13 protein-coding genes and 1 other RNA gene are annotated in these 12,033 nt (G+C 65.1%); 6 read left to right on the top strand and 8 right to left on the bottom strand.

The features are described 5' to 3' along the window. Nucleotide 1: 1 nt before the first annotated feature. Nucleotides 2-1,102 carry an LPS export ABC transporter permease LptF gene (gene lptF, locus PWP93_RS09180; protein ID WP_421044237.1) on the bottom strand — a complete coding sequence of 367 codons (1,101 nt, stop codon included), beginning with the start codon at nt 1,100-1,102 and terminating at the stop codon, nt 2-4. A gap of 134 nt (nt 1,103-1,236) precedes the next feature. Here lptF and PWP93_RS09175 point away from each other — a divergent pair, with 134 nt between their 5' ends. The 3 genes from PWP93_RS09175 (at nt 1,237) to PWP93_RS09165 (ending at nt 3,671) form a co-directional block, all read left to right on the top strand. After that, on the top strand, nt 1,237-2,763 hold the full coding sequence (locus PWP93_RS09175; RefSeq protein WP_421044236.1) for a leucyl aminopeptidase: 1,527 nt from the start codon (nt 1,237-1,239) through the stop codon (nt 2,761-2,763). Next, nucleotides 2,760-3,176 carry a DNA polymerase III subunit chi gene (locus PWP93_RS09170; protein ID WP_421044235.1) on the top strand — a complete coding sequence of 139 codons (417 nt, stop codon included), beginning with the start codon at nt 2,760-2,762 and terminating at the stop codon, nt 3,174-3,176. Before PWP93_RS09175 ends, PWP93_RS09170 begins: the two co-directional genes overlap by 4 nt. Nucleotides 3,177-3,248: 72 nt before the next feature. Next, nucleotides 3,249-3,671 carry a DUF2486 family protein gene (locus tag PWP93_RS09165; RefSeq protein WP_421044234.1) on the top strand — a complete coding sequence of 141 codons (423 nt, stop codon included), beginning with the start codon at nt 3,249-3,251 and terminating at the stop codon, nt 3,669-3,671. 43 nt (nt 3,672-3,714) lie between these two features. Here PWP93_RS09165 and PWP93_RS09160 read toward each other — a convergent pair whose 3' ends face one another. Together PWP93_RS09160 and ilvD are read right to left on the bottom strand one after the other, a co-directional pair. After that, nucleotides 3,715-4,074 carry a c-type cytochrome gene (locus tag PWP93_RS09160; protein ID WP_421044233.1) on the bottom strand — a complete coding sequence of 120 codons (360 nt, stop codon included), beginning with the start codon at nt 4,072-4,074 and terminating at the stop codon, nt 3,715-3,717. Nucleotides 4,075-4,244: 170 nt separating this feature from the next. Next, nucleotides 4,245-5,918 (bottom strand): dihydroxy-acid dehydratase, encoded by a 1,674-nt coding sequence (ilvD, locus tag PWP93_RS09155; RefSeq protein WP_421044232.1) that lies wholly within the window; start codon nt 5,916-5,918, stop codon nt 4,245-4,247. Nucleotides 5,919-6,255: 337 nt separating this feature from the next. Here ilvD and lgt point away from each other — a divergent pair, with 337 nt between their 5' ends. Further along, nucleotides 6,256-7,170 (top strand): prolipoprotein diacylglyceryl transferase, encoded by a 915-nt coding sequence (gene lgt, locus PWP93_RS09150; protein WP_421023387.1) that lies wholly within the window; start codon nt 6,256-6,258, stop codon nt 7,168-7,170. A 96-nt stretch (nt 7,171-7,266) separates the two neighbouring features. On the opposite strand, the gene PWP93_RS09145 is transcribed toward lgt, so the two are convergent. The 5 genes from PWP93_RS09145 to PWP93_RS09125 form a co-directional block, all read right to left on the bottom strand. Continuing rightward, the gene (locus tag PWP93_RS09145; protein ID WP_421044231.1) at nt 7,267-7,998 is read right to left on the bottom strand and encodes an SIMPL domain-containing protein; all 732 of its coding nucleotides are present in this window, start codon (nt 7,996-7,998) and stop codon (nt 7,267-7,269) included. A 159-nt stretch (nt 7,999-8,157) separates the two neighbouring features. Then, complete coding sequence (locus PWP93_RS09140; protein WP_421044230.1) at nt 8,158-8,616, bottom strand: EVE domain-containing protein; 459 nt, start codon at nt 8,614-8,616, stop codon at nt 8,158-8,160. A 126-nt stretch (nt 8,617-8,742) separates the two neighbouring features. After that, nucleotides 8,743-8,923, bottom strand: a non-coding RNA gene (ssrS, locus tag PWP93_RS09135) — 6S RNA. 107 nt (nt 8,924-9,030) lie between these two features. Continuing rightward, entirely contained in the window at nt 9,031-9,345 is a 315-nt protein-coding gene (locus tag PWP93_RS09130) for a cell division protein ZapA (protein WP_129561435.1), read from the bottom strand. Continuing rightward, the gene (locus PWP93_RS09125) at nt 9,342-9,704 is read right to left on the bottom strand and encodes an ATPase (RefSeq protein ID WP_421044229.1); all 363 of its coding nucleotides are present in this window, start codon (nt 9,702-9,704) and stop codon (nt 9,342-9,344) included. The genes PWP93_RS09130 and PWP93_RS09125 overlap by 4 nt, the downstream gene beginning before the upstream one ends. 315 nt (nt 9,705-10,019) lie before the next feature. On the opposite strand from PWP93_RS09125, the gene PWP93_RS09120 reads away from it, so the two are divergent. Further along, nucleotides 10,020-11,129 carry a FecCD family ABC transporter permease gene (locus tag PWP93_RS09120; protein WP_421044228.1) on the top strand — a complete coding sequence of 370 codons (1,110 nt, stop codon included), beginning with the start codon at nt 10,020-10,022 and terminating at the stop codon, nt 11,127-11,129. After that, nucleotides 11,126-11,965 carry an ABC transporter ATP-binding protein gene (locus tag PWP93_RS09115; RefSeq protein ID WP_421044227.1) on the top strand — a complete coding sequence of 280 codons (840 nt, stop codon included), beginning with the start codon at nt 11,126-11,128 and terminating at the stop codon, nt 11,963-11,965. Before PWP93_RS09120 ends, PWP93_RS09115 begins: the two co-directional genes overlap by 4 nt. The last annotated feature ends 68 nt before the right edge of the window (nt 11,966-12,033 follow it).

The raw sequence follows: 12,033 nt of genomic DNA, 5'->3' as shown, positions 1-12,033 counted from the left end.
GTCAGCTCCCCTGGGACGTGCGCTGGAACATCGCGCGCGTGAAGAGCGGCCGGTTGCGCACGCGCAGCCAGAAGATGAAGACGACCAGCGCGAGCACCACGACGTGCAGCGCGACGAGGCCGACGCCGAACAGCATCTTGCCCTGCTCGACCTGCGATTGCACGACGTTGAGCAAGTTCGAGTAGGTGAGGTAGATCAGCACGGCCATCACGAGATTGATGGTGCGCCCGCGGCGCGGGTTTTGATACGCGAGCGGGATTGCGAGCAGCATCAGGTTGATCGCGATGAGCGGCAGGCCCGCGCGCCAGGCGAATTCGCCGAGATTGTCGCCGCTCGGATTGCGCAGCAGATCCAGCGTGGAGGTGCTGCTCGCCGTGGGCGTGGCGACCACGGGCTGGCTCTGGACCTTGACGCCGTAGCGCTGGAACTCGGTGATGCGGAAGTCGGGGTGGCCGGGCTCGCCGTCGTAGCGGCGGCCGTTCTCGAGCACGACGAAGCGGTCGCCGTTCTTCTCGGTTTCGGTGTGGCCGGTCTTCGAGACGATCACGTTGACCTTGCCGTTTTCGGTGCTCGTGACGAACACATTGTCCACGCGGCCCTTGTCGGGGTTCATGCTCTCGATGAAGAACACGCGGTGCGTGGTGGGCGATTCGCGGAACTGGCCCGGCGCGAGGAGCGATACTTCATCGCGCTGCTGAAAGCGCGCGCGGATCAGCTTGCTTTGCGCGTTCGACCACGGCCAGCCGACGAAGGCGAAAAACACGATCAGCAGGATGATCGGCGTCGAAAAAACGGCGATCGGCTTGATGAGGCGCGTGAGGCTCACCCCGGAGGCGAGCCAGACGACCATTTCGGAATCCTTGTACCAGCGCGTGAGCACAAACAGGATCGACACGAAGAGCGTGACGATCAGCATCACCGCGAGATAGCCGATCACGGTCAGGCCGATCAGGACCAGCACGTCGCGCGGGTCGATCTGGCCGGAAGCCGCGAAGCCGACGATGCGGATCATCATCGTCGTCAGCATGATCGTGAGCAGAACCATGAACACGGCGCCGGCCGTATACGCGAGTTCTCGCTGCAGGGAACGTTCGAAGATCATTGTTGATGAAGAGGGCGGGCGGCCCGCGCCGGGCGGCGCGCGGCTCGCGCAACGGCTCGGGAGCCGCCGCGGGAAAAATAGCGGATAATTGCGGCTTTCATCCTAAGCCCTGATTTTATCCGAGGACAAGCGCGATGGACTTTAGCATAAAAGCCTGTGACTGGAGCAAAGGCGGGGAAGGTCCCTTCCTGACTGGCAAGTCGGATTGCGTCGTGGTGGGCGTCTTCGAGGCGCAGACCCTTTCGGGCCCGGCATTCGTGATCGACCGCGCCATCGGCGGCGCAATCGTTCGCCTCGTGAAGTCCGGCGACATCGACGGCAAGGCCGGCTCGACGCTGTTTCTGCCGGAAGTGACCGGCATCGGCGCTTCGCGCGTGCTGCTCGTCGGCCTCGGCAAGCAGGATGCATTCGGCCAGAAGGCCTATGGCGAGGCCGTCAAGGCCGCGTGGCGCGCGATTCTCGGCACCAAGATCGCACAGGTCACGTTCACGCTCGCACAGCTGCCCGTCAAGGATCGCACGAGCGACTGGGGCGTGCGCGCTGCAATCCTTGCGCTGCGCAACGAGACCTACCGCTTCACGCAGATGAAGAGCAAGCCTGAGCTCGCGCAGCGCGCGCTCAAGCGCGTGGTCTTCAGCGTCGACGCCGCGGACGAAAAGGCCGCGAAGCTCGCCGGCAAGCAGGCCGTGGCGCTCGCCAACGGCATGGACCTCACGCGCGACCTCGGCAATCTGCCGGGCAACGTCTGCACGCCCACCTACCTCGCGGCCACGGCCAAGAAGCTCGCGCGCGACTGGAAGCTCAAGGTCGAAGTGCTCGGCCAGCGCCAGATCGAAGCGCTCAAGATGGGATCGTTTCTTTCTGTTACAAAGGGGTCGGTCGAGCCGCCGCAATTCATCGTGCTGCACTACCAGGGCGCGAGCGCGAAGGCCGCGCCGGTCGTGCTGGTGGGCAAGGGCATCACGTTCGACACGGGCGGCATCTCGCTCAAGCCCGGCGAGGGCATGGACGAGATGAAATACGACATGTGCGGTGCGGGCTCGGTGCTCGGCACGCTGCGCGCAGTCGCCGAAATGGGCCTGAAGCTCAACGTGATCGGCATCATTCCCACCTGCGAGAACATGCCCGCGGGCAACGCCACGAAGCCCGGCGACATCGTCACGACGATGGCGGGCCTCACGGTCGAGGTACTCAACACCGACGCCGAAGGCCGCCTGATCCTGTGCGACGCGCTCACCTATGCCGAACGCTTCAAGCCGGCCGCCGTGATCGACATCGCCACGCTCACGGGCGCTTGCATCATCGCGCTCGGCCATCACAACAGCGGCCTGTTCTCGACGGACGATGCACTCGCGGGCGAATTGCTCGATGCTTCGCGCGAGGCGATCGATCCGGCGTGGCGCCTGCCGCTCGACGAGGAGTACCAGGACCAGCTCAAGTCGAATTTCGCCGATCTCGCCAATATCGGCGGCCGTCCGGCGGGCAGCGTGACGGCGGCGTGCTTCCTCTCGCGCTTCACGCAAAACTATCCGTGGGCTCACCTCGACATCGCGGGCACCGCATGGAAGAGCGGCGCGGCGAAGGGCGCGACGGGCCGTCCCGTGCCGCTGCTCGCGCAGTTCTTGATCGATCGGGCCGCGGACGGTCGCGCAGGGCAATGACGCGCATCGACTTCCACACGAACGTCGGCGATTCGCTGATGTACGCGTGCCGGCTCGTGCGCAAGGCGTATCAGGCCGGCCAGCAAGCTGTCGTGCTGGCCGAGCCCGCGCGCCTGCGCGCGTTCGACGAGATGCTGTGGACTTTTTCGCCGCTCGATTTCGTGCCGCACTGCATGGCCGGCAGCGCGCACGCCGCGCAAACGCCCATCGTGCTGAGCGCGGATCTCGAGCAGGCGCCGCATCATGGCGTGCTGCTCAACCTGGGCTCGGCGGTCCCGCCGCAGTTCGCGCGCTTCGAGCGCCTGCTCGAAGTGATCGGCGACACGCCCGAGGAGCTCGCCTCGGGGCGCGAGCGCTACCGCTTCTACCGCGACCGCGGCTATGCGTTGAACAACTACAAGCAGGGCGCTTGACCCCTATTGAACCCGGCACGCCGGCTGCTTGTCTCTCCTTTATTGTTTGATCGAAATCCAAAGGAGGTGATCGTGTCCGATTTTCATCGCGCTGACGAACCCGAGATCCCGATGCTGAATGAACCGCTCGTGCAGGGCAACCTGCTGCGCGGTCGTCATGGGTCGCCGTTCGAGACCGTGTCGGCACAGGCATCCACACCCGAGCCGAGGGCTGGCGTGTGCGCCGAAGTTCCCGATAGCCCCCTTCCTCCCGACGCCGAAGCGCTCGTCGAACGGCTGAGCGGACGGGCCATGAGCTGGCTCACTGGCGATGGGCGCGACGTGATCGAGGCGCGCTGCGCCGCGGCAATGCAGGAGCACGCGCACTGGATCGTCGGGCAGGTGTCACGCGAAATCGGTCTCGCGCTCGAAGCTGAATTGAAGGGCTGGGTGAAGGCTGCGGTGCGCGAGGAACTGGCCGCGCGCGCGGCGCAATCGACGCCTCCGGCGGCCTGAAGCGGTTTTGCGGCGGGCCGTGCTGCACGCAGGCCCGTATGGATTATTTCAGCGTGAGGATCCAGTTCGCGAGCGAGGCCGCCTGAGCGGAAGTCAATTGGGTGTTCGCGGGCATGGGCACCGAGCCCCACACGCCGTTGCTGCCTTCCAGGATCTTGCGCGCGAGATAGCTTTGCGCGTCGGCCTTGTCCGCGTACTTCGCCGCGACGTGGTGGAGCGACGGGCCCATGAAGGTGCGCGTCACCGAATGGCAGCTCATGCAGTTCTGCTGTTGCGCGAGGGCAAGCCCGCTCGGGCCCGGACCGTTCTGTGCGTGGGCGCTCGTCGTGGCTAGCGCCAATGCCAGCGCCAGCGCGGCAACGGGCGTCGCTGTGTCGTTCTTCGCGTGCGACTTCAGTTTCATACTGGTCTCCGCCAGCTTGTTCGCCGGCCGTGTGGTCGCATTATAAGAGCAAAGGGCGCACGGTCCGTGCGCCCTCCTTACGGCGTCCCCGACGCCTTTACGTTGCGCCGATTTTGCGCCTGCCGCGGGTCTGATCGTTCTCAGCTCCGCGGGTTCTCGGCCTCCGGTTCTCAGCCCGTGACCGCACCCTTGTTCGCGGGACGCGCCAGCGCGGCGTATTTCGCGAGCACGCCCCGCGTGTAGCGCGGCGCCGGCTGTTTCCAGGCCGCGCGGCGGCGCGCGAGTTCGGCGTCGTCGATATTCAGTTGCAGCAGCAGCTGGTGCGCGTCGATGGTGATCGAGTCGCCCTCCTGCACGAGCGCGATGGCGCCGCCTTCGAACGCTTCGGGCGCGACGTGGCCCACCACCATGCCCCACGTGCCGCCCGAGAAGCGGCCGTCGGTGATGAGCCCCACGGATTCGCCGAGCCCCTTGCCGATGATCGCCGAGGTGGGCGCGAGCATCTCCGGCATGCCCGGGCCGCCCTTCGGGCCGAGGTAGCGCAGCACCACCACATCGCCGGCCTTGATCTTGTCGGCGAGGATCGCTTCCATTGCGCTTTGCTCGTCGTCGAACACGCGCGCCGGGCCGGTGATCACGGGATTTTTCAGGCCCGTGATCTTGGCGACGGCGCCATCAAGCGCGAGGTTGCCCTTGAGGATCGCGAGGTGGCCTTCCTTATAGAGCGCCTGGTCGATCGGGAAGATGACCTTTTGATCGGCGCGCGGCTTCGCCGGCACGTCCTTCAGTTCCTCGGCGATGGTCTTGCCGGTGATGGTCATGCACTCGCCGTGCAACAGGCCTGCGTCGAGCAGGATCTTGAGCACCTGGGGAATACCGCCGGCCTTGTGCAGATCGGTCGCCACATACTGGCCCGAAGGCTTCAGATCGCAGATCACCGGCACTTTCTTGCGCATGCGCTCGAAGTCGTCGATGCTCCAGTCGATTTCCGCGGCATGCGCAATGGCAAGATAGTGCAGCACCGCGTTGGTCGAGCCGCCCGTGGCCATGATCAGCGCCACGGCATTCTCGATCGACTTCTTCGTGATGATGTCGCGCGGCTTGAGGTCCTTCTTGACCGCCTCGACGAGCACGCGCGCCGACTCGGCGGCCGAATCGACCTTTTCCTCATCTGGGTTGGCCATCGTCGACGAATACAGGAGCGACATGCCGAGCGCCTCGAACGAGGAGCTCATCGTGTTGGCCGTGTACATGCCGCCGCACGAACCCGTGGACGGGCACGCGTTTTTCTCGACGCCCTCGAAGTCCTCCTCGGTCATGCGGCCCGCGGTGAACTCGCCCACGGCCTCGAACGCCGACACGATGGTCAGGTCCTTGCCCTTCCAGTTGCCGGGGCGGATCGTGCCGCCGTACACGTAGATGCCGGGCACGTTGATGCGCGCGAGCGCGATCATGCCGCCGGGCATGTTCTTGTCGCAGCCGCCGATCACGACTACGCCATCCATCCACTGGCCCTGCACGCAGGTCTCGATACAGTCGGCGATCACCTCGCGCGAGACGAGCGAGTACTTCATGCCCTCGGTGCCCATCGACATGCCGTCCGAGATCGTGGGCGTGCCGAAGATCTGCGGATTGGCGTTTGCGCCCTTGACCGCCGCGACGGCCGCGTCCGCGAGGCGCTGCAGGCCCGCGTTGCAGGGCGTGATGGTCGAGTGGCCGTTGGCGATGCCGATCATCGGCTTGTCGAAGTCGGCCTTTTCATAGCCGAGCGCGTAATACATCGACCGGTTCGGCGAGCGGGCGACGCCTTGCGTAATGTGCTTCGAACGACGGTTATAGGCCATGGGGACGCTCCGTGACAGTGTCTCGAATCTTGTCGGTTGCCGGGCTGGGGGCTCTGGGGAATGCGCCGGCGTGTGCGAAGAAGAATGGAGTTTCGCGAGCACAATGTCCAATATATTCTCCGCGCCATCTGTCCCCCGAACCCGCAGTGAACCCGCAGTGAGCCGCGTGGGAGGCGCGTTTTGGTTCATGCCCGCTCGTCTCGGCGATAATGTGTCGCCGCAGCACGCGAAGCGAACTGTGCAGCCTTGAAGCCGTCCAACGCACGCGCCGCGCATTTTTGTGCTGATTTTTACAACTCGATTTCAAACCTCACCGCCGACAAGCACTGATTTCACGATGCTCATCCACCCGAATTTCGACCCCATCGCCATTCATCTGGGGCCGCTCGCCGTGCGCTGGTACGGCCTCATGTATCTCGTCGGCTTCATCCTCGCGATCGTGATCGGCCGGCTGCGCCTGCGTCTGCCTTACGTGGCCGCGCAGGGCTGGACCGTCAAGGACATCGACGACATGCTGTTCTACGGCGTGCTCGGCACGGTGCTCGGCGGGCGCCTCGGCTACGTCGTGTTCTACAAGGCGAGCTGGTACTTCGCGCATCCGCTCGACATCTTCAAGGTGTGGGAAGGCGGCATGTCGTTCCACGGCGGCTTTCTCGGCGTGACTTTCGCGATGGTCCTGTTCGCGTGGCAGCGCGGGCGCACCTGGCTGCAGGTCACCGACTTCGTCGCGCCGATGGTGCCCACGGGGCTCGCCGCAGGGCGTCTTGGCAACTTCATCAACGGCGAGCTGTGGGGCCGCGTGACCTCGCCGGACGCGCCGTGGGCCATGCTGTTCCCGGGCGCCGCCAACGACGACGCCGCGTGGCTTGCCGCGCATCCGCAACAGGCTGCGCAGTGGCATCTGAACGAGGTGTTCGCACAATATCATTTGCTGCCGCGTCACCCGTCCGAGCTCTATGAAATCGCCCTCGAGGGCATTGCGCTCTTCATCGTGCTGATTCTGTTCGCGCGCAAGCAGCGTCCCGTGGGCGCGATTTCGGCGATGTTCCTGATCGGCTATGGTCTCGCGCGCTTCACCGTGGAGTTCGCTCGCGAGCCCGACGATTTCCTCGGTTTGCTCGCGTTGGGTTTTTCGATGGGGCAATGGCTCTCGTTGCCGATGATCGTCGTGGGCGTGCTGATGATGATTTGGGTCTATCGCCGCGCCAAACGCGACAACGGTGCGCAGCAAGCCGTGAGTGCCAGGAGCTGATGCCGCGGTTGATGCGACTCGCGCTGCACTGAACGCACCATGAAGAAAGCCACGGTTTTGCCGTGGCTTTCTTTTTTGTTGTGCGCCGGGCGCGCGTTACTTCATCTGCACCGAGCCCGACACGTTGACCGTGACGGTGGACGTGCCGCCTTCGAGCGGCATCGGCGGTGCGGCCTTCGCGTCGGCCGACATGGCGCGCGCGTTCATCATCATGATCGGACGCGGCATTACGCCTTGATGGCCCACGTTCACGTCGCGGACCGTGTAGCTGCTATAGCCGAATGCGCGCGCATTCGCGGCCGCCTGCTCGCGAAACGAGGCGATCGCCTGGCCCGAGAGCTTTTGCTCGGCGGCGCGCTGCGCTTCGGGCGAAAGCGAGAACTGCACGTTGCCCACCTGCATCACCGAAGCGATATCGCCGGCGAGTTTCGAGGCGGCGGCGAAGTCGTGCGATTCGAGCACGACTTCCGTGCGGCCGCGCCATGCCGAAATGCGCCCGTCGCGATCGGTCGACGGATAGATCGAGAACTGGCCCGAGCGTGCAGTCACGCCCGCGACGCCCTTGGCTTTTTGCAGCGCCTGGTCGGCGCGCTGATTGAGCGTGGTCGTGAGCGATGCGGGATCCTTCGCTTCCTGCTCGTAGAACAACGTGATCGTGACGACGTCCTGGGGGATCTCGGCGCTTGCCTGGGCGGAAAGCGAAAGTACGCCCGCCGGTTGATAGCGCGCTTCGCTCTGCGCGAATGCGGCGCCCGGCGCGAGTGTCATGGCTAGCGGTACAGCGGCTGCGAGTGCGGCGGCGAGCGTGACGACAGTTTTTTTCTTCATATTGGGGCTCCTGGCAGAACAGATTCGCAAAACGGCACGTGCGTGCCGTTTGCGTGTTCGTTAGGCGGGGTGGGCCGCGCAGGGTTCCCGCCGGAGCAGGGCGGCTTTGCAATCATTAAAGATTGGCTGCACGCGCACGTCAACGGCTCATGTCGAGACTTACATCAGCCGCCTGGTGATGAAGTCCCATTCGGCCTGGGTGACCGGCGTGATGGACAGGCGATTGCCCTTGGCGAGCACGCGCATGCCGGCGAGTGCCTCGTGCTCGCGCAACGCGGCGAGCGCAATGAGCGGGCACTTCTTCTTGAACACCACGTCGACGAGCATCCAGCGCGGCGTTTCCTGCGTGGATTTCGCGTCGTAGTAAGGGCTTTTCGGATCGAATTGCGTGGGATCGGGGTACGGCGTGGACGAGACTTGTGCGAGACCCGCGATGCCGGGCTCGGGGCAGCTCGAATGGTAGAAGAGCACGCCATCGCCGATCTGCATGGTGTCGCGCATGAAATTGCGCGCCTGATAGTTGCGCACGCCGGTCCATGGCAGCGTGCGCTGCGGGGCGTTCGCGAGATCGTCGATGCTTGCTTCGTCGGGTTCGGACTTCATCAGCCAGTAGCGCATGACTCGAAGTAACACGTCGGAAGTGGAGGGGGAAACAGCGTTGGCGCAGGGAACGCCAAAAGGGAAGCACAAAAAGGAAAATACAAAAGGAAAACGGCACCGGACGTGAGTCCGATGCCGTTTGAATAGGTCCCCGCCTTAGCCGCTAGGCCGGCATCCTGAACCGGAGGTTCAGAATTGGTCGCAGTTAGCAGCACATCGGGTACATCAGACTAGTGACGCGCACGCCCGTGCTACAAATTTCCGCAACCGTGCACATGGCATTGGTTCAAGGAATATATGACCTTGGCGAACCAGGCAGGGAAGCTGACTAAACTGTTTGTTGCTCTGCTGTGTGCTGCTGTTCGAAAACGTCTTGTGGACGTTTTCGTGAACATCACTTTAGCGCGATTTTAATCCTTTATGTAGCGGGTTTTATTGAACCCCGTACTGCTGGATGACTGCGCCAAGCTGCTCATTCATTTGGTGCATTGTACGACGGATTTCTTCCGCTGGGAATGCTTCGCCGTGCCGCACGCTCGTCTGCAAACGCAGCAATTCCGATGCGATCGAGAGCGCGGCCATCACGGCGATGCGGTCCGTGCCGCGCACGTTGCTGTGATTGCGGATCTTCGACATTTCCGCGTCCACGCGCGCCACGGCTTCGAGCAGCGCGCCTTCGGTTTCCGGCGAACAGGCGAGGCGATAGCTTTGGCCGAGAATCGTCGCTTCGATCTGTTTGGTCGTCATGCATTTTCTCCGTGGCGAGCCGCGTTTTGACCCGTGCCTTCGTCGCTGGCGTTTTGCGACGGCTCGAGCAAGTCGAGCTGGTTGTCGCGCTCCGCGCCCGTGCGCGCGCGCGGCAGCTTTTCGAGGATCGCGTTCAGACGGACCTGGGCGTCGTCGATCTTGGCCGAGAGCCCATCGCGCTCGGCCTGCAGCGCGTTGCGCTCTTCGCGCACCTGTTCGAGTTCGGCGCGGGTCGCTTCGCATTGCGCCTGCAATTGCGCGAGTTGCTCTTCGAGCGCCACGCGTGCTTCATGATGGCGCTGATTAATCTCGATCAGCCGCCCGATGTTTTGTGAGAGTGTTTCGAGTTCGTTGAGCATCTGCTGCGTCCTCTAAAGACAGGCATTCTAGCGCGGATTGTCGCGTATTCCGATAACTGCGACGTTTCCAGACGTAACAGCACCGCTTCATGGTGGCTTCTTGCTGTTTTTGAACCGCCATGTGTGGGCAGGCGACGCCCGGGAACGCATCTTGCACCATGCGCGAGGCCGGCCTTCATATCGTGGTTGTCACCGCGTTTCGCGCAATAATGGCGCTTTCTTGACGCCCGCACGGGGCCCTCCTGCACTTGCCGGCCCCGTTTCGCCCTCTAGCGATCGCGCGTGTCAGTGTCCCGGGATCGACTCCTTTCGACGATGCGAACCGTCAACTCCGATAAATCGCGCAGCACCTCTGCGCCGGCCTTGCCGCGCGCTTCTGGCGCCAATGTGTTGCGTCGCACGATGAATGCGCGCCGCGCGGCAACGATCTGGTGTGTGCTTGCCGTGGCCGCGCTCGCAGTGTTCGTGGCGTCGCTTGCGATCGGCAGCGTGCCGGTGACGCTCGCGCAGGCGCTGCATGCGCTCGTGCCCGCCACGCCGGGCACGACGGCCACACAAAGCACCAACGACATGGCAAGCGAGATCGTGCGCACGCTGCGCTTGCCGCGCGCGCTCGGCGGCTTCGCGTGTGGCGCGTTGCTCGCGCTCGCGGGCGCGCTGCTTCAGGTGCTGTTGCGCAATCCGCTCGCCGAACCCTACGTGCTCGGCGTCTCGGGTGGCGCTGCCGCATTCGCGCTGGTGGCGATGATCGCGGGCGCGGCGTGGTGGGTCGTGCAAACGAGCGCCTGCGCGGGCGCTTTCGTGTCGATCCTGCTCGTGCTCGGCCTCGCGCGCCGCGAGCTTTGGCGCGGCGAACCGCAGGACAGTTCTCCGCGTCTGTTGCTCACGGGCGCGGTGACGGCGGCGGGGTGGGGCGCGCTGATCACGCTGCTGCTGACGCTCGCGCCTGAAGCGAGCCTGCGTGGCATGCTGTTCTGGCTCACCGGCGACCTCAATGGCGCCGGCATGCCATGGCCTGCGCTGATGGCGCTTGCGCTCGTGCTTGCATTCGGCGTGAGCGCCGCGCCGCGCCTGAACGTCCTGCTGCGCGGCGACGCGGCCGCCCAGGCGCTCGGCGTGCCGGTGCTGCGCTTGCGCGTGGGCGTTTATCTCGCGGCATCGCTCGCGGCGGCGGCGGCCGTCACAACGGGCGGCACCATCGGCTTCGTCGGGCTCGTCGTGCCGCACATGTTGCGGCTCGCGTTCGGCAACGACCAGCGCATGCTCGTGCCCGCAGCCGCGCTCGCGGGCGGTCTCGCGGTGATGGGCGCCGATCTCGTCGCGCGCACGATTGCCGCGCCCACGCAGTTGCCCGTGGGCGTCGTGACCGCGCTCGCGGGCGTGCCCGTGTTCCTGTGGATGTTGCTCAAAAGGCGCACGCCATGAGCAGCAACGCTGGCCGCCGCGCTCCAGGTTACGACCCGGCTCACGAAAAGCCGCCGCTCGCCGTGCATGCGCTCACGCTGCGCACGGGCGCGCGCACGCTGGTCGAAGGCCTCACGCAGCGCTTCGGCGCGGGCGAGATCTGGTGCGTGGCCGGCGCGAACGGCGCGGGCAAGACCACCTTGATCGCAACGCTCGCGGGGTTGCGCGAGAGCGCGGCTGGCCACGTCGAAGTCGACGGCATTGCGTTGCGCGACTGGCTGCCGGTACGCCTCGCGCAACGCCGCGCGTTGATGCCGCAGGACGTGCGCGATGCATTCAGCGCAAGCGTGCTCGATACAGTGCTGCTCAACCGCTATCCGCACCTCGCGGGCTGGGGATGGGAAAGCGAAGACGACCGCGCCGCCGCGCACGCCGCGCTCGCGCTGCTCGGTCTCGAGACCCTCGCCGCGCGCGACGTGCTTTCGCTCTCGGGCGGCGAGCGCCAGCGCGTCGCACTGGCGGCGGTGCTCTGCCAGGGCGCGCCGCTTTTGCTGCTCGACGAACCGCTCTCGCATCTGGATCTGCATCATCAGATCGCGTGCCTGGAAGCGCTTTCGCACTGGGTGAATACCGGGTCGCGCGCGGTCGTGTTTTCCTGTCACGATCTCAATCTTGCACGGCGCTACGCGACGCACGCCCTGCTGCTCGACGGCCGTGGCGGCTGCTTCGCGGGCGCGGTGCGCGACGTGCTCACGGCGGAGCGCGCGAGCGCGGCCTTCGGCCACCCGCTCAGGCTGATCCGCGAGGGCGCGCACGAGGCGCTCGTCGCCGCTTTCGAACTTCCACGCCAGCGCTGACGCCTTTTGCGCGCGCGAGCGGTATTGAACAGCGCATTGAACCGCGCATTGAACCGAACTGAAACCAA

This window comes from Paraburkholderia sp. A1RI-2L, from assembly GCF_048957375.1.
Lineage (GTDB): Bacteria > Pseudomonadota > Gammaproteobacteria > Burkholderiales > Burkholderiaceae > Paraburkholderia.
Note: the sequence above shows the minus strand (reverse complement) of the source record. Positions and strands in the feature narration are given on the sequence as shown.

Excerpts from the sequence above, each read along its gene's own strand:
- lptF (WP_421044237.1), bottom strand. The coding sequence starts at position 1,102 with ATGATCTTCGAACGTTCCCTGCAGCGAGAACTCGCGTATACGGCCGGC.
- PWP93_RS09175 (WP_421044236.1), top strand. The coding sequence starts at position 1,237 with ATGGACTTTAGCATAAAAGCCTGTGACTGGAGCAAAGGCGGGGAAGGT.
- PWP93_RS09170 (WP_421044235.1), top strand. The coding sequence starts at position 2,760 with ATGACGCGCATCGACTTCCACACGAACGTCGGCGATTCGCTGATGTAC.
- PWP93_RS09160 (WP_421044233.1), bottom strand. The coding sequence starts at position 4,074 with ATGAAACTGAAGTCGCACGCGAAGAACGACACAGCGACGCCCGTTGCC.
- ilvD (WP_421044232.1), bottom strand. The coding sequence starts at position 5,918 with ATGGCCTATAACCGTCGTTCGAAGCACATTACGCAAGGCGTCGCCCGC.
- lgt (WP_421023387.1), top strand. The coding sequence starts at position 6,256 with ATGCTCATCCACCCGAATTTCGACCCCATCGCCATTCATCTGGGGCCG.
- PWP93_RS09145 (WP_421044231.1), bottom strand. The coding sequence starts at position 7,998 with ATGAAGAAAAAAACTGTCGTCACGCTCGCCGCCGCACTCGCAGCCGCT.
- PWP93_RS09140 (WP_421044230.1), bottom strand. The coding sequence starts at position 8,616 with ATGCGCTACTGGCTGATGAAGTCCGAACCCGACGAAGCAAGCATCGAC.
- PWP93_RS09130 (WP_129561435.1), bottom strand. The coding sequence starts at position 9,345 with ATGACGACCAAACAGATCGAAGCGACGATTCTCGGCCAAAGCTATCGC.
- PWP93_RS09125 (WP_421044229.1), bottom strand. The coding sequence starts at position 9,704 with ATGCTCAACGAACTCGAAACACTCTCACAAAACATCGGGCGGCTGATC.
- PWP93_RS09120 (WP_421044228.1), top strand. The coding sequence starts at position 10,020 with ATGCGAACCGTCAACTCCGATAAATCGCGCAGCACCTCTGCGCCGGCC.
- PWP93_RS09115 (WP_421044227.1), top strand. The coding sequence starts at position 11,126 with ATGAGCAGCAACGCTGGCCGCCGCGCTCCAGGTTACGACCCGGCTCAC.